General features: G+C 38.4%; 11 protein-coding genes. 4 read left to right on the top strand and 7 right to left on the bottom strand.

Annotated features, from left to right (window positions below; translation table 11 throughout):
* On the top strand, window positions 1-495 hold a 495-nt coding region (locus JWR87_RS13385), incomplete at its 5' end, for a YfbK domain-containing protein (protein WP_297820897.1).
* Window positions 496-546: 51 nt separating this feature from the next.
* On the opposite strand, the gene xerD is transcribed toward JWR87_RS13385, so the two are convergent.
* Window positions 547-1464 (bottom strand): site-specific tyrosine recombinase XerD, encoded by a 918-nt coding sequence (xerD, locus tag JWR87_RS13380; protein ID WP_297820895.1) that lies wholly within the window; start codon window positions 1462-1464, stop codon window positions 547-549.
* A 612-nt stretch (window positions 1465-2076) separates the two neighbouring features.
* Window positions 2077-2793, bottom strand: coding sequence for a TylF/MycF/NovP-related O-methyltransferase (locus JWR87_RS13375; protein ID WP_297820893.1), 717 nt, complete (start codon window positions 2791-2793; stop codon window positions 2077-2079).
* A gap of 619 nt (window positions 2794-3412) precedes the next feature.
* Here JWR87_RS13375 and JWR87_RS13370 point away from each other — a divergent pair.
* From JWR87_RS13370 to JWR87_RS13360, 3 genes are read left to right on the top strand one after another with little or no spacing between them, the layout of a single operon-like run.
* The gene (locus tag JWR87_RS13370; protein ID WP_297820891.1) at window positions 3413-3793 is read left to right on the top strand and encodes a hypothetical protein; all 381 of its coding nucleotides are present in this window, start codon (window positions 3413-3415) and stop codon (window positions 3791-3793) included.
* Between the two features lie 41 nt (window positions 3794-3834).
* Complete coding sequence (locus JWR87_RS13365; protein ID WP_297820889.1) at window positions 3835-4959, top strand: sugar transferase; 1125 nt, start codon at window positions 3835-3837, stop codon at window positions 4957-4959.
* 45 nt (window positions 4960-5004) lie between these two features.
* A complete protein-coding gene (locus tag JWR87_RS13360) occupies window positions 5005-5841 on the top strand; it encodes a glycosyltransferase family 2 protein (protein ID WP_297820886.1) in 837 nt (278 codons plus the stop codon).
* A 1-nt stretch (window position 5842) separates the two neighbouring features.
* On the opposite strand, the gene JWR87_RS13355 is transcribed toward JWR87_RS13360, so the two are convergent.
* The 5 genes from JWR87_RS13355 to JWR87_RS13335 all read right to left on the bottom strand — a co-directional run bounded on the left by JWR87_RS13355 (window position 5843) and on the right by JWR87_RS13335 (window position 20045).
* Window positions 5843-7009: a glycosyltransferase family 2 protein gene (locus JWR87_RS13355; protein ID WP_297820884.1), complete on the bottom strand. Its 1167-nt coding sequence runs from the start codon at window positions 7007-7009 to the stop codon at window positions 5843-5845.
* 66 nt (window positions 7010-7075) lie between these two features.
* A complete protein-coding gene (locus JWR87_RS13350) occupies window positions 7076-7990 on the bottom strand; it encodes a glycosyltransferase family 2 protein (protein ID WP_297820882.1) in 915 nt (304 codons plus the stop codon).
* 102 nt (window positions 7991-8092) lie between these two features.
* The gene (locus tag JWR87_RS13345; RefSeq protein ID WP_297820880.1) at window positions 8093-12109 is read right to left on the bottom strand and encodes a non-ribosomal peptide synthetase; all 4017 of its coding nucleotides are present in this window, start codon (window positions 12107-12109) and stop codon (window positions 8093-8095) included.
* A 3-nt stretch (window positions 12110-12112) separates the two neighbouring features.
* On the bottom strand, window positions 12113-18697 hold the full coding sequence (locus tag JWR87_RS13340) for a polyketide synthase (RefSeq protein WP_297820878.1): 6585 nt from the start codon (window positions 18695-18697) through the stop codon (window positions 12113-12115).
* Window positions 18698-18800: 103 nt separating this feature from the next.
* A complete protein-coding gene (locus JWR87_RS13335; RefSeq protein WP_297820876.1) occupies window positions 18801-20045 on the bottom strand; it encodes a glycosyltransferase in 1245 nt (414 codons plus the stop codon).
* Between the last annotated feature and the right edge of the window lie 18 nt (window positions 20046-20063).

Here is a 20063-nt window from a genome sequence, read left to right as displayed (position 1 = left end):
ATGCTTGCAAAGGAAGATTTTAACAACGATAAAAAAGATGCGGGTGAATTGGGCAGCGGACATACAGTTACAGCTTTGTATGAAATCATTCCCGCCGGCGTAAAAAGTAGTGTGCTTGATTCTGTTGACCAGTTGCGATACCAGAAGCCTGTGAAACAAAAAGTTGAAACAGCTTTCAATGGAGAATTGATAAATATTAAACTTCGATATAAGCAGCCAGATGGAGAGGTTAGCAAACTTTTACAGCATCCTGTAATAGATCATAATACAGCTATATCAGAGGCTTCAGACAATTTACGTTTTGCAGCGGCTGTTGCTCAATTTGGGATGTTGCTTCGTAACTCTGCCTATAAAGCAAACAGCACTTTTGCAAAAGTTGTACAACTTGCCAGCGAAGCTTTAGAAAGCGATACGGAAGGATACCGCAAAGAGTTTTTAGAGTTGGTTAAGAAAGCTCAGAAGTTAACTAAAGATGTAGCGTCGAATAAGGAGTAGTTTTTGACTTTAAAGGGAGTAAAGAAAAATCGGATTGATCCGATTACTTTCTTAGCTCCCTTTAGGGCGGGGGGCAAAAGCAGGATGAAACTGTTGCAATGTGCTTCTAAGAAAATCACGATCAAGATGAGTATAGATTTCTGTGGTTGTAATACTTTCATGTCCCAGCATCTCCTGCACCGCTCTAAGGTCGGCACCACCTTCAACCAGGTGCGTCGCGAAAGAATGTCGAAACGTGTGGGGTGAGATAACTTTAGTAATGCCGGCCTTTTTAACCAGGTCTTTAATGATATAAAAGATCATTATCCGTGAAAGCTGCCCACCTCGTTTGTTGACAAACAAGATGTCTTCACATCCTTTTTTGATTGGCACATGAACACGGATATTGTCTTTGTATAGTTTAATGTATTTGATAGCATCAGTACCAATCGGAACCAGTCTCTCTTTATTACCTTTTCCAATAACCCTTATAAAACCAACATCCAGATAAAGACAGCTTATTTGCAGGTTTACAATTTCGCTTACACGAAGTCCGCAACTATACATTGTTTCAAGAATTGCTTTGTTTCGCCCGCCTTCAGGTTTGCTTTGATCAATTTGGCCAATGATTTTTTCAATCTCGTCGAAGCTTAAGACATCAGGTAAACTTCTTTTTAGTTTGGGAGCTTCCAATAGTGCTGTCGGATCGACCGTTACGATGTCTTCCATTAAGCAATATTTGTAAAAGCCTTTTATGCCCGAGATGGTTCTGGCTTGTGTTGACGCAGTCATTCCCAGTTCGCCAACCCATTGCAGAAATTTTTGTAATAGTTTTAAATCTATTTCCGCCGGAGATTTTTTTTCTTCTGTTGCTATTAAAAAAGCTGTCAGTTTATCAACATCCCTCAAATAGGCTTCAACTGAGTTGTCACTCAATGATCTCTCCAGTTGTAAATAAGCTTTAAATCCTTTTTTGTATGAGTCCCACATGTTTTTGCACCTGTAAGTGTAGTTGAACGTGCAAAGTAAGGTTTTAGAGAAAATGGGTAGTATTTAGATTAAAGCCTTAAAAAATCTCCTCTGGTAGCTAAAACGTTTTTCCGGTACTTATCCGCTCACTTTACACGATTGTAATTTGATCTGTCCATTCACAAACGATAGTGCCAATATTCAAACCATTTCAACCCACACGGTTATAACAATAAGGAAAGAGCCGTTCGAGCGTACGGGTACGTAAAGTTGAAAAAAGGTGTAAAAAAATAAGAGCCACGTAGAAACGCGGCCCTTAATCGCAATCATGTATTCTGGATTACTTGTCGTTGCTAAAGTAGCATTTCGTTGAATTTACTTGCCGGCTTAATCGGCAAACCAGCAATTTGTTATAGACAAACAGGCTAGTTTGTGCGACGAATAGTTTCTGAAGAAATCTGTAGACTAAAAGACTATTAAAAGTTCAAGTACCGTTTAATCTTTGAGTTTAGCTGTATTTGCAAGAAAAAGTAATTGTAAGTATTATCAATACCCTGTTGTTTGCAGTTTCTGCCACTACACAACAACAGGCATTAGTTCTGTTAGGGGAGGTGCTCCTATAATTACCAAAGTCTAATGCCTTCTAAAAAATCCATGTGAATATTGGTTACCAAATAACGAAGTGACTTTTTCTTCTTTACCAGCTAAAAATTCATCACAAGCTAGTTTTACGCCTGGGTTAGCATCAAAGCCTTTGTCAGTTAGAGAACTATCATGGTAGTCCATAAGGACACATACCGATCCCTTACTCATTCTTGGATATATACTACTTAAACAATGCGTAACAATCTCCTTATGCTGTAAAGGGTCTCCTCCAAATCCGCAATCTATATGAGCAAATGCAATACTTTCTGGTAGTTCTTTTGGCAGAGTGCTGTTGAAGTAACCTGGATATATTTCAGGTAGTCTCAAATCTGCTTTTCTAAAATTATCTTGCAACGCTTCAACTACACTGCCTTCTATTGTAAATTTTGACGAAAAGCTATCGTATAAATGCAGTTTCTTGTTTGCCTGCATTATTTCAATAGTCTTTTGAAAAAGCATAGCGCATTGCCCGGTGAAGCACCCTAATTCAACAACGTCTCCCTTTATATCACTTACTATCACGTTCTCCAACAAATGAAAGAAGTTTATACGTTGCTCTATCGTGGTCATATCCTTTATAGGATTTGGTATGGGCTGCAATACATAGTTGAATTTTAAACGCTTTAGTACTCTGTTAATATTTTGAACTATAGGAGCTGGCTCCTTAACATTAAAAGGTTTTTGATTTATAAAAAAGTTGTTCATTTAAATAAGCGAGTGTTTTTTTAGGTATGCCATCAATTGCTGAGTTAGCTTTTTTAATGTAGTAGGTTGGCTAATTACTGATGAAATAACAGTGTTTAAGGTTGTACTCACCGTAAAGATTTTCATAATTGGTAGTGAGAACAAGACGAAGAATAAAGTGATCGTCAATGCGTAAAGATGAAAGTGTAATTGATATCTTTCATTTCATCTTCTTCACTTGCACCTATTCTTAATAGAAAAGAGTTACACAAAAGCTACTTTAAATCTTTTTCGTATTAAAAATATTCACGCTAATACACCACTCCACACATCTTCTGTTGTAGTTTAAAACATTTTTGACTTAAAGCATCTTTTTTTGCTAAGTACCGTCTTAAGTATATATACTATTTTTTTAGTAAATTTACGGATAGCTTACATTGTTGTAGAGTTTCTAGTTTAGTGCTTCTCTATCTGCTATCTTATATCCTTTTATTCTACATATGAAGCCTGGGTTAGTACCCTTTGTAGTAAATCTATCCATCATTCTAAAGAATTAAAATACATGCGTTATTAATAACCTTAATAGCCGCATCTGTTATGTCTTTTAGATTTTCTTATTGTAAATTCTTAACTACTGCATGTGCGAAAAAAAATTTTAAGCATTTCGGGGCATAGGCATATGAACTATCTTTTGAAAACCACGTTTTCAAATAATTATAGTGTAATACCTGCAAACAATATTTCGGATGGCATTACTAAACTTAAAACAACAAAAAACATTGATCTTTTTATTATAGACGCAGACTTTGAAACCCAGGAAAGTATAGACTTTATGAAGTTCGTAAGCAACAGCTCCCTTTATTCGAAACCCGTTATTGTACTTCTAAGCGACCAAAAAATAGTCGACAGGTTCGGCAACGAAATTACTCCTCACTACTTTGTTAAACCATTTGATCCGGTTAAATTAATAACTGCTGCTAATGAAATTTTACGACAGGTATTAACGATGCAGAGTAAATAGGTGTATTAACCATTTCAGTTGAAAACGCAAGGTATTTATTTATGAATATAGAAAGTGAACTAATAACCAGAGAAGACTTTAAAAGACGATGGTATCGAATATCGGTACTTAATAGATCTGAAGATAAATTTCCTATCATTTTAATTGGAAAGTCCAAGACCCCCTCTTCGTATAATTATATTGGTAATCCCCATGTAGTAGCAGATTATTCTGAAGCAAAGCATCAAGTTTTTTCCATTGCCAGTCAGTCTTACAAAATAATTGTTATCGACATTGCATTAGTAGTTAACCAGCTCGAAAAATTCTCTTCTATTGCCAAAGAGAAAACCAATACAATTATCATTTACAATGCTAAGAAACTTACTAGAAACGAAGCTAAATTTTTAAAGGCTTTTAACCTGGTAGATGAAGTAATAGACCTGGAACTAGAAAGCCTTGATTTTGTAGTTAAAAATGCCATAGAAGCAAAAAGTAAAAACTACTATTACGGGCTTATCTACAAAACAAAAGAACTGCATGTAAAAGGAAAAACAAAGGCAAGAGATCTTTCCTTCTTCTTAAAGAAGGTGTTTGATATTTTCATTGCTGCTGTACTCGTTTTACTATTACTGCCGCTGTTCATTTTAATTTCCATTGCAATCTGGTATGACTCAAAAGGACCAGTGTTCTATAGCTCTTTAAGAGCTGGTCAGGGTTATAGAATTTTTAAGTTCTATAAATTTAGAACAATGGTAAAAGATGCAGATAAAAAGATTAGCGAGTTAGCTCATTTAAACCAGTATGATTTAAGCAAAGAAGGGCCGTCTTTTTTTAAACTTAGTGACGACCCCCGCATAACAGGTGTAGGTAGTTTTCTTCGCAACACTAGCCTTGACGAACTTCCCCAGCTTCTCAATATCTTACTGGGTGATATGTCTTTAGTTGGCAACCGCCCATTACCCTTATATGAAGCAGCGACGTTAACCACTAATGAATTTGTAGAAAGGTTTACAGCACCAGCCGGTATGACCGGTTTTTGGCAGATTAAAAAAAGAGGGAAAGCTGAAATGTCTGTTAAAGACAGAGTAGACCTGGATATTATCTACGCAAGAAAAGCAAGTCCAATTTTTGACCTGTATATTATGGCTAATACACCTGCAGCTTTATTTCAGAAAAGTGACGCGTAGGCGTTATACCCAATGGCGTAGGAGAAGAAAGATTTATTAAAAAATATGAGAGCTTTATACATACCTGCTGAAATTAAAAGCATATGGGAAGATGTGCCGATAACAGCCAGAATTGAATTAATAAGAAAGCGTTATCAAGATTTAAAAAAAAGAAAATTTCACGAAGTTTCTATTATAATACCCGCTTTCAATGAGGAAAAAAACATCCTTAAAACTTTACATTCTTTAGCCTTCAATAGAACTGAGAAATCGGTAGAAATTATAGTAGTAAACAATAACTCTTCTGATAGAACCGAGGACCTGGTCAGGTCGACAGGTATCAAATGCATATTAGAAAAGAAGCAAGGAATAACAGCGGCAAGAAATGCAGGCTTAAAAGTAGCAACAGGAAAATATATTTTAAACGCTGACGCTGATACTATTTATTCATCAAATTGGATCGACGCTATGGTTACTCCTCTGGAGAATGACTCGACCATTTCGCTAACCTACGGTGGCTTCTCTTTTATTCCTACTGGTGGCACTTCCCGTTTTACTTATTTTCTTTACGAATATGCTACAAGCCTGGTAAAGCATTACCACAAGCACTTAAAAGAGGAAGCTGTTAATGTTTATGGATTTAATTCCTGTTTCAGAAGGGATAACGGCTTGTTGGTAGAAGGATTCGACCACCCTGCAGGAAGTAACGAGGATGGGTGGCTTGCGTTGAAATTAAGAGACAAAGGCTTTGGAAAATTGAAAAGTATTAGTGCTGCTAACACCTTGGTCTGGACGACTGACAGACGGATACAACTGGAAGGGGGTTTTTTGACAGGAGTTAGTAAGCGAGTTAAAAAGATTTTGTTTCCTCGGCGATTTAGTGAGGTTCGAACGGACTTATAACTTATTTTCTCCGGGCTTTGTCCCAGGCTGCGCTTTGTTTGTTTGATGCAAACTTTACAATACCTGCTAACACAGCATAATTCATCATGCAAAAATAGAAAGGAATGAAAAGCACCTTTACCTTAATCTCCTTCCTTTCGAATAACCATCCAAAAAAAGCTGCAGTATATATAAGCAACTGAGCTAAATACATAAGTTTATAAACGTAGGCTGGCGAGTAGAAAAGAATAACAAAGTTTAGAATAAATGCTATTATCATACATAATGGAGTAATCGTCCATCTTAATACGCGATGACTAATGTATTGAAATGATAACACAGGAAATTTGAAAGGATTTAATAAAGTGCGCAAACGAAGTATAGACTGAATTCCGCCAGCTGCAATGCGTACTTTTCTTTTTAACTCTTCTAAAGTATTTGCTGAAGAAGACTCAAGAGCAAAGGCGTCAGGTTCATAAACAATACGATAACCTTTGGCCGCTATTAACAGCGAGATCATAAAATCATCTAAGATTGTATCGGCAGGAACAGGCTCATAGAGTCTTGTACGAATGCTAAAAAGTTCTCCAGCGGCACCTACGACCGAAAAGAGTTGCGAGTCTAACTTCTTTAGAGCCGATTCGTATTTCCAGTAAAACCCCTCGCCGGCAGTAGCGTCAGAAACATCCGTTATTTCAACGCGCTTTTCGCCTGATACAGCGCCAACTCTTTCATCTTTATAGTGACGTGCGATATTTATTAGTGCTTCCTTATTGAGAAAAGTATTTGCATCGGTAAATATGGCAACCTCTGTTGTTACTTCCTTCATTGCCCGATGTACTGCATTTATTTTACCACTTCTCTCTGGCGAATGCATCAGTTTTATCCTATCGTATTTTGCTACTTCATTGGGAGTTCCATCAGTAGAGCCATCGGTGATAAAAAGATATTTAATTTTATCTGCAGGATAATTTAACGTAAGCGTATTTTTTATCTTTTTATCAATGATATGTTCTTCATTATAGGCTGCAATAATTAAAGTAACCGAAGGGAGATTTTTGAGGTTATTATTTACCGGCCTTTCCCCTTTTATAGCCTGTCTGATCTTTACAAGTAAATAAAGTAAAATGCCATAGCCGACATAAGTATAAAAAATGATAAACACACAGATCCAAAAAATAGCTATCATAAAAATTAGCGCTGAACGAAACAAAGAATAATTCTAAGCTTTAACGCACAACCTATTTCTGTTATTTCACGACGACGGAAAATATAAACGCTTACTATTTACCTTGTTTGTAAAATTCCAGCTAATAGCTCTGAACAAGATGGAGATAAAACGAAATTGTTTGTGTTTTATATAATTAACAATATTCCTGGTAGAAACTACGGTTAGAAAGTAAATCATAAATCCAAAATAGGTAAAACCCTGAGCATGTATACGAATGAAAAGGATCCGGTTTCTATTCATATAATACTCTTTTAAAGCAGAGTGTTTGCCCACGGTAAGAGATTCCTTATGTAGTATAATTGCATTTGTGTTAATCCAAATTTCAAACCCTATTTGTTTAATTCTTTCGCACCAATCCAGTTCTTCATAATACAAAAAAAAGTTTTCTGCCATTAAACCTGCTTTCTCAATTGCTGTTCGCCTGATCATCATGGCGGCTCCGTGAGCATATGCTGTTTTACCTATGCAATTATTGTATTGACCAATATTTTTTTCACCAATACCAATGGTTTCATTTCTTCCGGTTAAATAATTCATTTTCGTAAAACCGGCATACTGAATGATATCGGGCTTATCGAAAAATAAAATAGCAGGCGATACAACACCAACATGTGCATTTTCATCAAGGGTATTGGCAAGAATCCCAACTAAATTTTCTGTAACCTCAGTATCATTGTTAACGAAGAACAGGTAATCGCCCGTGGCGGCGGTTATGCCAAGATTATTTCCCCCTGCAAAACCGAGATTAGTTTCGGATCTTATAAACCTGACCGCAGGATATTTTTCTATCCATGCGGGAACGCCGTTTACTTTGCTGCCATTGTCTACAACAATAATTTCTATATCAGAAAACCCGTTTTTTTCAAAAATTGATTGTAGTAGTTCTTCTGTAACTACAGGGTTATTGTAATTAACTGTTATTATAGAAACGAATGACATAAGACAAAAACTTTTCGTTCAATTCTCATTGTGTAGGAGCTACAATTTTAAAGGATGCCTGAGGCGGTTATTGCCTTCAATATGTTCTTTTATGTTGAATAATTAACTACAACTGTCAAGCGCTTTTTGCAAAACGCTGGCAAAAACTTTATCATTAGGAGGGAATAGCATGGTTTTATGATCCCCCGGAACTTCATGAACTAGTACACCCTGCAATGCATACTTTTTCCATCCTAGAAATTTAAAATCATCTACAAAATAGACTCTCTCTTTTGCCTTAAAAAGATCAATCTTCCCATCGAAAGGTTGTAGCCGGTAATTGTAATAGGCCATATTGTTTTGCTGGCTGATACGATGCAACTCCAATAAATACCCCTCGGGTTTTTGTTGTTTTAAAAGTCCTATCGAAGTGGAAAGTGATATTACTTTGTTTTTTAAAAAGTTAGCCTGGTAATCGATTGTACTGCCAGGGTGTTTTAGTAGCCGAGATGTTATCCATGCACCTTTTTTAAACTGCCTTACTACTTTGTTGCAGGCCTTATTAAAAGTAGTTGTTTTTGAAAAGTGTTCTTCAGCGTTTGTATCAAACATTGCCAGCAACTTTACTTCTTTCCCCAACAACCTCAGTTGCCTTGCCATTTCAATTGCCACATAGCCCCCGAACGAATAGCCGGCGATAGCATATGGGCCGGTAGGATTGTGTTTAACAACCTCGGTAATATAATGGCTAGCTATTTCTTCCATATTATTCAAAGGCTTGTCTACCCCGTTCAGACCCTTGGCCTGCAAGCCATAAACTGGTTGCTCCTCGTCCATATGTAAAGCGAAGCTGCTGAAATTCATAATGTTTGAACCACTGCCATGAATAATATAAATAGGCATTTTGCTTCCTGTTGATTTGATAGGAACCAGTGACTTCCAAATAGTCTCTTTATTATCTGCGTTTAGTAAAGTTGCAAACCCTTTAATGGTTGGATACTTAAACAAGCTTGATAAAGGCAGCTTTATGCCTGTCTCCTTTTCAATACGAACCATAACTTCTACTGCAATCATGGAATGTCCGCCTAGCAAAAAAAAGTTGTCGTTAATTCCAATGTTTTGTTCGCCCAGAAATTGCTTCCAAACATTACTTACCAATTTTTCAGCTTCGCTATACTCTGATTCATCTTTGTTTGCTGTTTGTCGGTGTACTTTCGGAATTGCCTTATAATCAATTTTGCCATTAGGCAAAAGCGGTAATTGTGAAAGGCCAATAAAATCGTCAGGAATCATGTAAGCAGGCAATTCCAATTTCAATTGTTGTTTTAGTTTTGCAACTATTTTTGAAAAGTTATTCTTGGCTGAAGTGTTTTTAAACACCACATAAGCCACGAGGGTTTGATGTAACCTTTCATCCTGCTGGGCCATTACGAGGGCTTCGTTAAAAAGGCCATACTTTATAATAACTTTTTCAATTTCTCCCGGCTCTATTCGAAAGCCCCGTAGTTTTATTTGCCTGTCTATCCGGCCCAGGCATTGTATTTCTCCGTTGATTAAAAATTTGCCGAGGTCGCCTGTTTTATACATTTTTCCTTCAGCTATTCCAAAAGGATTTTTAATGAATTTTTCTTCTGTTAATTCCGGCAAGTTTATATATCCACCCGCAACCCCATCGCCTGAAATATATATTTCTCCCGTAGCACCATGCGGTACAGCATTCAGCTTTTCATCTAAAATGTATACCTGTGTATTGTTGATGGGGGAACCAATAGAAATAATTTCATCGCCGGGAAGGATCTGCTTGCCTGTAGAATAAACGGTAGTTTCGGTTGGGCCGTACATGTTATATAAAGAACCACATCTTGTCAATAATTTATCTGCTAAATCTTTAGACATTGGCTCGCCACCGCAAAGAATTTTTATTGGCAAAGGTTGTTCCCAGCCTGCTGCAAGCATCATTTTATAGGTGGCTGGCGTTGCCTGCATGACAGTTATTTGTTGATCTTTTACAACTTGTAAAATTTCGCGGCCGTTTCGTGCCACGTTTGCATCTGCTAACACGATAGTTGCACCCACTAATAAAGGCAAAAACAATTCAACATACGCTATATCAAAAGAAATAGTGGTTACTGCAAGTAACACATCCCTTTGGGTTATTCCAGGCATTTTTAAAAGGCTGCACAGCATATTTACTAAATTCCTGTGTTTGATGAGCACTCCCTTGGGCCTGCCGGTAGACCCCGATGTATAAAGAACGTAAGCAAGGGCATTACCGCAAACTTTTGTCGCCGGATCGCCTTTTGAGAAAGAAGCTAATTCAGGTAAAACGTCTTCGATAAACACTTCAGGCGAGTTATATTTTCCCTTATGCCTTTTGTTGACTATAATACAACGGGCAGAGGTATCATCTAACATATATTGGATCCTATCAGTGGGATACAGCACATCTAAAGGAACAAAAGCAGCACCGGTTTTCATTACAGCAAGCAATGTAATAAGCATTTCGGGAGACCTTTCCAGAGCCACCCCAACTATGTCTCCTGCCTTTATTCCTTCACTGATGAGATAGTTAGCAAATTGGTTCGATTTTCTGTTTAACTCCTTATAACTTATTTTTCTGTCTGCGAAAACCAGTGCAGTTTTAATTGGAAACTTTTCAGCCGTCTCACTAATTAGCCTTGAGACAGATTTGTCGCGGGGATAAAAAACCGTTGCAGCATCTCGCTGATTACGTTTGACACTTAAATCTATTTTATTGTCAAGAGAAATGTCTTCGATTGCAATTGATGGATTGTCAATTACTGATTTCAAAATATTTTTAAAACCTTCCATCATATTGTTGATCGTTTGAGCTTGAAATAAATAGGTATTAAATGACCATTCGAAAACGAGCGACTCTTCAGAGCCGGTTATATTTAAGAAGATTTCAAAAGTTTCAAATGCTCTGGGATTGCTTATGAGTTTGTGTTGTAGCCCATAAAAACTTACTCCGTCATTCATGCCCATATCTACATTAAACACTACCGGCACCATTGCAACCCGCGACGCATCGCGCAATAGATTTAATTTCTTAAGCAGGCTTCCAAAAGTGAATTGTTGATGATCAAAAGCATCGAGAATGTCTTTTCTGCGCAGCTTTAAATAATCTTTAAAGCTACTCTTACTGTTTACCCGGCTTTTAAGAGGAAGAAGGTTTACACAATGACCCACCAAATTGTATTGTCCTGTTGCTGCCTGGTCAGCTGATGGCAGACCAAGCACAAGCGAGTCGTGACCCGTTACGAGATGTAGAAATACTTCGAAACCAGCAATTAAAGTAGTAACAAAGCTGCAGTCACTTTTATTAGCCAGTTGCTTAAGCGATAGTGTTAGCGTTGCATCAAACTTAAAATCTAAACGTTGACTTGCATAGGTGCGAATTGCCGGACGAGGAAAATCTGTAGTAAGACTTACTGTAGGAATGTCTTCTTTATATTGCTTAAGCCAATATTCTTCTATTGCTTTATACTTTTCCGTTTTGTAAAATAAAAGCTTCTCATTTGCGTATGCATTAAAAGACACAGCAGACTGTAACTCGACTTGAATATTCTGCATATACCCGGAATATAATTTGCCTAGCTCCTGAATAATCAGACTTAACGACCAGCCATCGCAGATAATATGATGTGCTGTTAGTGTAAGAACATGTTTCTCACCTGATAACTTCAATAATTTAGCTTTAAACAACGGCCCATTAAACAGATCAAAAACATATAGAACTTCTTGTCTTGCTTCGTTTGCTATTAATTGTTCCTGCTGTTCAAGTTCAAGATTTGATAAATCTTCGTAAGGCAGTTCTTTATACTGATTTTCAGAAATGAAGATATGGTTACCATCAGCACTAAAGGCTGAGCGTAGTAATTCGTGTCTTTCTTTTAATTCGTGTAATGCTCTTTCTAATTTCTCTTTTTGTAACTCACCAGTAAAGTTCAAGGAAATGGACTCGTTAAAAGCTCTGCTTGCATCATCTCCACCTAACACGCATGAAACCCATATTTCTTTCTGCGGTTCTGTAACCGGTGCAACTGCTAAGATCTGTAATCCGGCAAATGGATCAAAATCAATAGTTGTGTATTCTAATGAAGATGTACTTGTAACCATACTTTAATGTGTCTTTATCTGAAGGTACTTTCCCGGTTCTTCAGGGTGAGCAATGAACCAGCCGGGGTTGCCGTCTTTATCCCGCCCTAGCTTAGCACCAGGAACTGGAAGGGTATTAAAAGAATTGCATCCATTTTTTCTAACGGTTTTATGATTACTGGCCTTCAATTCTTTATAAAAGCCCGCCGCTATCATTTCGTCAGCACTTTTTACAAATGCGTCAATAATAAATTCTACATCATCCATTGTATGTGCTTCTGTCATAAAACAAGGAAAGCTATCCCAGATATGAACGCCTTTTTCACGCATTAGCGTAAACATTAGCTCAGAATGCAGTACATCTTCTTTGAATTTAGTTTTCCATAAAGAACCAAAATGGGCAATATAGATGGGCATTTGCCTGCTCTCAAGTTCAGCATTTATTTTTTCAGCAAGATGCTCTGCTTTGTAGCTTATCCTATTTTGAAGCTCGGGTCCTTTTGCCTTCATGTACTCCAAAGAGGCTTTAGCAGTGGCCAAAGCCAGTGGATGCCGAACAAAGGTTCCGGCAAAATAGGTTACACCTATTTCGGGGATGGAGTTGTCGTTATAATCCCAATAGCCTCCGTCGAGTGCATCCATAAATTGCTTTCTGCCAGCGATAACGCCAATCGGCAATCCTCCGCCAATTACTTTACCGTAAGTGCCTATATCGGCTTTTATACCAAATAGAGCCTGCGCTCCTCCCGGGTGCATTCTAAAACCTGTTATCACTTCGTCGAAAATCAAAACAGTGTTTGAATGCAGTGTTATTTCTCGTACCTGTTTTAAAAAACTTACCGGCCTGAATTCAGGCCTCCTGCTTTGCACAGGTTCAACTAAAACGGCGGCCAGTTCATGTGCACGTTCCCTGATTATTTGTATACTTTCATCGGTGCCATAATCCAGAATAAGCATGTTTTGAACAGCTTCGGGCATTATTCCCGGCGCAGCCGGAAATGATTTTAATTTTTTTGTTCCTCTAATTAGTACTTCGTCATTTATACCATGGTAAGAACCTGTAAAAGCCACTACCAACGATCTACCCGTTACTGTACGGGCAATTCGCAAAGCACCTAAAACAGCCTCAGAGCCAGTGTTACAAAAAGCGGCTCTGTCGAAATTAGTAAACGCACAAATCAGTTTACTTACTTCACCTGCAAGCTCGTGTTGTGGCCCTAATTCAAAGCCTTTTTCTACCTGGTCGTAAATCGCTTTTTTCAGGAAGTCTGGCTGATAGCCGAATAAGTTGGAGCCAAAACCATTCAACGCATCTACATATTCGTTTCCATCTACATCCCACAACCTGCTACCTTTTGACTTTTCGACAACAATAGGGTAAACAACTTCTTTGGTTAACGGAGAAAACCCCGATACCACACGAGGATCTGCCATGTGTGCGCGGTTCTGCTGTGTAAAAGTCTTACTGCCTTTTGTTTTTTGATTATACCTTATGACTAATTGCTGTAAAAATTTTTCCTGAGTAGTTGTAAAATCAGTTTTTTTACGCTCGATTTGCGGAGTTGCTCCAAAAGGTTTTTTTATTTCCATCAACTCCTCATGTGTTAAGCCAGATGCATCGTACGAAGAGCCATTTTTCGAAAAACCAGCTGGATGAGTTGTTGAATTATTTGCTGAAAAAATATTTGGATCGCCCCGTAAAATTTCGACCTGTTTTGTTAGTGCCTGCAACTGTTGCGTAATAGCGTCTAAAGTGATATGATTGCCGCCTCTGGCAGAAAGAGAACTATTAATTGAAGGTTCAATTGTAGTCTGAACGGGTGGCGAATGGGTGTCACGTGAAAGAGTCTTATCAATATATTCAGCTAGCAGATCTACCGTATTACTCTCCTCCTGTAATTGGCGGAAGGTAACGGGAATGCCAAATTCTTTTCTTAATGTTAAGGCAAGTTGGGTCAGTAATAAAGAGTCGAGGCCCGCTTCTAAAAAACTTATTACTGTGTTATCATCGGCCATTTCAATGCCCGATGCATCTTCAATGATAAGTTTTATCTTTTCAATTATACTTGCCTTTCTCACGGGTAATTCAGGTAACATAGTTTTAGGGAGCGTATCATCTCTGAAAGTTTCAATTGCTAATTGCTTAGATGTTGAAGGCGTAATAGGAGGATCGATCCAACAGTATTTTTTATTGAAGGCATAAGTTGGAAGCAATAATTTTCTTCGCTCTTCATTTGAGTAAAACAGTGTCCAGTTCGGCTGTAAGCCATATAGCCACAGCCTTCCCAAAGCCTTTAATAACAAGTAATACTCGGAGCCTTTATTCCCGAGACTTGCCACTACACTTATCTTTCTTCCCGCTGCCTGCTTACGGGCAAGCGTAGTTGTAACATTACCAGGACCTACTTCAAGAAAAATTGGATTGTCTTCTAATAATATATTTTTTAATGCATCTCCAAAACATACTGTTTTCCTAACATGGTTCGCCCAATAGCCTGGATCTGTAGCTTGTGCGTCGGTAAGCCAGGTACCTGTAACCGTAGACATGATGGGTTTCAAAGGACGAGATAAACTTAACCCTTCAACCACTTTTTGTAATTCTTCAATGACAGGATCCATCATTGAAGAATGAAAAGCGTGACTTGTTAAAAGCACTTTGTTTGGTATTTCCGAGGTAGTTAAAAAATCAGAAAAATGTAGAATGGCTGTTTCAGTACCAGCTACCACAATCAAATGGTCACTATTTATCGCAGCTATTGATAGACTTTCGGGAAGTATTTTTTTCAAACTTTCAACGTCAATTCTTATTGATAGCATCTTTCCCATTGGAAGCTCGCTTACCATTTTGCTTCTTAATGCTATAAATTTTATAGCATCCTTTAAGCTGAAAACGCCGGCGAGGTGAGCGGCAGCCACTTCGCCAATACTATGACCACAAAGTATTGTTGGCTCGATGCCCCAGCTCATCCATAATTTAGCTAAAGCATATTCTGTAATAAATATTGCCGGTTGTGTATAGAAGGTATTATTGATTTTAGTCTCATTTTCCTTACATATATCTTCTGTAAAAATGATGCGGCGTATATCAGTTCCGAGATAAGGCTGTAGTAACTCGGCACACTCATCAATTGATTGCCTGTACACCCATTCGTTTTGATATAACTCGCGGCCCATATTTACATACTGCGATCCCTGGCCGGGAAACATGAAGACAACTTCTGAAGGCTTTTCAGTAACAACATTGGCTTCTGCTGAACCAACACTCTTTTGTAAAATCTCTATTTCTCTTTCACCAGTTGAGACTATGGCAAAATAGCGATGGTTAAAATCAGGGCGCGTAGCGTGAAGCGTATAAGCTACATCTGCAAGGTTTAGGTGTTCGTTGTGCTGTAAGTATTCTAAAAGTTTTTTAGCGTAACCTTGTCCGCTTTGTGGAGATTTTGCAGACCACGTAATCAATTGCATCGGCCTTGACGCACCAGAAAAGACTTTTTTATTTTCGTATTCTTCCGCGATAACGTGCACGTTGGTACCACCGACACCAAATGAACTTATACCTGCTCTTCTTTTTCCATTAGCAGTCCATTCTTCAAGTTGATTATTTACATAAAAAGGGCTATTTACAAAATCTATCTCAGGGTTCGCTTTTTTATAAAATAGAGTAGGAGGTATTTGTTTGTAAAATAATGATAAGGTTGTTTTGATGAGACTCGCAATGCCCGAAGCAGCTGTTAGGTGGCCCATATTGCTTTTAACAGAGCCAATAGCACAAAACTGATTTGACTGCTGCTCCCCAAAAGCCATGTGTAAGCCTTCAATTTCTATCGGGTCTCCAATGCCAGTAGCAGTGCCATGTGCTTCAATAAACGAAATGTCTGAGGGTTGTAAGCCTGCGTCTCTTATCGCCATTGTTATGGCCCTTGCCTGGCCCTCAGCACTAGGAGCTGTAAAACTGCTTTTTGCCGAACCATCGTTGTTTACACCTACACCTTTTATTACTGAATAAATAGTATCACCGTCACGCTTTGCATGCGCAAGGCTTTTTAAAAGGACTACACCCGCACCGTCACTAAACACCGTTCCTGATGCATCCTTATCAAAAGGCCTGCAATGACCGTCTTTACTTAATATACCACCTTCCTCGTAAAGGTGTCCACTTTTAACAGGCGAAGTAATTGAGGCGCCACCTGCAATTGCAATAAAGCAATGTCCCTTTCTGATAGCATCTACCGCCTGTGCAACAGCAAGCAATGAAGTAGAACAGGCTGAGTAAACACTGACGGCAGGGCCTTTTAAATTTAATTCGTACGCCGTTCTTGACGCTATGTAATCTTTTTCGTTTAACGTCATTACATTAAACGCACCTACTTTATCAACCGCTTCGGGGTTAGACGAGACGTTGTTTATATAATAAGAATTGTTTCCAGATCCGGCATACACCCCCGTTGTTCCATTATGCTTTTCGGGCAGATGTCCCGCCTGTTCTAATACCTCCCATGCTATCTCCAGGAAGACTCGCTGTTGCGGATCCATCAGAGCAGCAGCTTTGGGATTAAGTCCAAAAAAAGCAGCATCAAATTCTTCTATCTTATCAATAATCCCTCTTGCTTTTACATAACTGCTATCTGCTTTTATTGCAGGATCAATATGGGCCGATAACTCCTCGTCGGTAAAAAAAGTCGTTGTTTCTTTTCCTTCTTTTAATACCTCCCAAAACTCTGTAATAGTATTAATGCCTGGTAAACGAACACCCATACCTATTACTGCTATATCATCATCTGTATTTTCCTGTGTTTGTTTTGTGGCAAACTCAACCTTTTTTGTCTTCGTTCCCCGATCCAGAAAATCGGCAATTGCTGCAGCGGTGGCGAGCTGGTAAAGTTTTGTAACAGGTAGTTTGTAGCCAAACTTTTCAAGTAGAATAGTTGCTGATTTAAGAGCGAGTAAAGAGTTTCCGCCAAGCTCGAAAAAATTATCGTTAACACCGAGTCCATTGATGCCGAGCACTTCAGACCACACAGCAACCAGACGTTTTTCAGTATCAGTCTTAGGAGCTTTATACAGAACAGCAAGATTAGGACGAGTAATGGCAGGCCGGGGTAAGGCTTTCCTATCAATTTTGCCACTGGTAGTTTTTGGCAACTCCTGCAGCCAGACAAAGGCCGACGGCATCATGTAATCAGGCAGCTGCCCGGCCAGGTGTTCTTTTATTTCCGTCGTATTATTTAGACCATCAGCAGAGACCAGGTAAGCTACTAAACGTTTCTGGCTATCTTCCCCTTCATCTGCAATAACTACTGCTTGTTTAATATTGGTGAATTGATTAAGTAATACTTCAATCTCGCCTAACTCTATTCTTACCCCGCGTATTTTAACCTGGTCATCTTTTCGTCCGAGGTACTCAATGTTGCCATCTTCTAAAATGCGGGCCAGATCACCAGTTCGGTATGCTCTTTCACTTTCACCATTGGCCCTGCTAACTTGTATAAACCTGGTAGCTGTTAACTCAGGTTTATTTAAATAGCCAATTGCCAGACTGGCTCCGCTTATACACAGTTCTCCTATATCGCCGCCAGGAAGCTCATGGCAGTCATCATCTAGGATTAATATTTCTGTGCGGTCAATTGCCTTGCCTATTGGGGGGAGTTTGGGCCAGGTGGATGCTGCTCCTGTTAATTTGTATTCAGTTACTACATGGCACTCAGTTGGACCGTATTGATTAATTAAACAACAATTGGGTATTTGATTAAAAAAGCGTTCAACTGCCGGTGTAATTTTAAGTTGTTCGCCTGCAGTGATTACCTCTTGTAAGCAACGGGGAAAAAGACCGGCCACTGTTGCGGCTTCGGTTAAATATTGTAATGCAACAAACGGCAAAAAAATTCTGCTTATTTTTTCCTTTTCAATGAATTGTAATAAAGCTTCCGGTTCAATTCTCAGCTCATTTTCTATCAATACGAGCGTGCCGCCTGTTGTAAGCGTTGCGAATATTTCCTGGAAAGAAACATCAAAACTTAATGGTGCGAATTGAAGCGTTTTTGTGTTAGCGCCTACATAAGAACTTTTAGCTTGCCATTTTAAGAGATTTACAAGAGCTTTATGACCCATGCAAACACCTTTCGGCTTGCCCGTCGATCCTGAAGTATATAAAACATAAGCTGTTGAGCTTTGCACGGTCTTTTGTTCCGAGCCACCCTTTGAGTATCGCTCATTAACCACTATTGCATTAACGTTCAGTGATTCAAACAGACCGATCTCCTTGCTCTCCGCAACACAAAATTTTAAATCTGCATCTTGTATGATATGAGAAAGCCTTTGCCGGGGATAATCAATGTCAAGTGGCAAATAAGCCTTGCCTGCTTTCAATACAGCAATTACAGCAATTATAGTTTGTATACTTCGTGATGCGCTAACGCCAATTATTTCAACTTCGGGTGCGGTGGATAATATTAAAAAACTTAAATTTTCTGCCTGTTCATTTAGTTGCTTATAAGTAATCATTTGATCGCCAAAAACTATAGCAGCATTGTCAGCGTATTTTTGCGCTGCTAATTCAAAAACTGCATGAACCAATTCTTTATTAAGAATGCTATGGTTAAAACTTGACATCAACTATTGGATATTTACTAAGGTTTATACTGCTTGAATATTTAAACCCATTTGAAAAACTCGTATAGAAACCGATCATCTGCAACTGTTATTTTAAAACCGCTCATTTTTTTGAAAAAGCCTCCACCGGCAATACAGCCACTTTACTTTGGCCCTCAAGAACACTCCAAAAAGTTTCTACCCGATTTTGCCAGGTATTTCGTGCAGCCTCGTTAATTCTTTCCACTCTTTTTTGCATTGTATTTTCCTTTATAGCCAGATCAATAAAGTATAAGAATTCTTCATTGGTCTTTGCCACATACGCCACGTTTTCGAAATCTCGTATGTCCTCAGAAAATGCTGTTGATACTACAGGCTTGCCTGCTGCGAGGTATTCATTAATTTTTAAAGGATAAATACTTTTTGTTAATTGATTGTATTCAAAAGGAATGATTGCAACATCGGCATATTGTAAGTAAGCTGGTAGATCATTAATGTGCTTAGCGCCGGTAAATACAACATTGGCGTGGTTGCATAGGCCCGTGTCAATGTAATCTGTTGTAAAGAAAGGCCCGACTAATACAAGCGTCTTATCGTGATGAATAATGGCAATCTCTTTTAAGAGATTGTAATTAATTCTCGTACCAATAACGCCTGTATAACAGATTATTTTTCCTGTTGCGTTTTTTAATTCTTCAGGTCTTGATAAAATGACACTTGCAGCCCTTTTAAAAATTGAGATATCTGCAGCATTGGGTAAATAAAAAACGCGATTAGAGAATAATTTATTCCGCCTTACTAATTCTTTAGAAGTGGCGAAAGTAAAATCAGCCCTGGCAATTGCTTCCTTTTCAAGTCGTACCCCATGCCTTGAAATGTATTCCTCCTGGCTTATGTCGTCTACTGTCAGATAAATATTTTGGGTTGGTTTTATATCATTCGGGAAGCTTTTGAAAAAGAAAGGGTCGAAGATGTTTATAAAAACATACCGGTTAATGCTATACTTTTTTACAACCGTCCGCAGGGCTAAGTGTAATATTTTGTCATTTTTTTCAGATAAAAAATTATAAAGCCTTCCTTCCTTCAACCAATTTACAGGAATAGTAAGCATTGGTGTTACCGCTACAAAGCCCGTAGGAAAATTTTTAATATGCCTGCAGTTTTTTTTAGCAAACAGCAAGGCCCAAATTCTTGACTTAAGCCCGGTTCTGTTTTTTCTGCATAAGAGATCTTTAACAGAAAAAGGATGGTCTATATAAAAGACCCTGTTAGACTTTGAAAATTCCTTTGCAAGACTCAGAGCCGAGGACGAGAGATTGTCATCCCAACGGGATGATGAAAGCATTATGATATCGTGATCTCTATACATAGGCTATACTTGCTTCAT

Origin of the sequence: Segetibacter sp., from assembly GCF_025963695.1 — a bacterium.
GTDB lineage: Bacteria > Bacteroidota > Bacteroidia > Chitinophagales > Chitinophagaceae > Segetibacter.
Note: the sequence above shows the minus strand (reverse complement) of the source record. Positions and strands in the feature narration are given on the sequence as shown.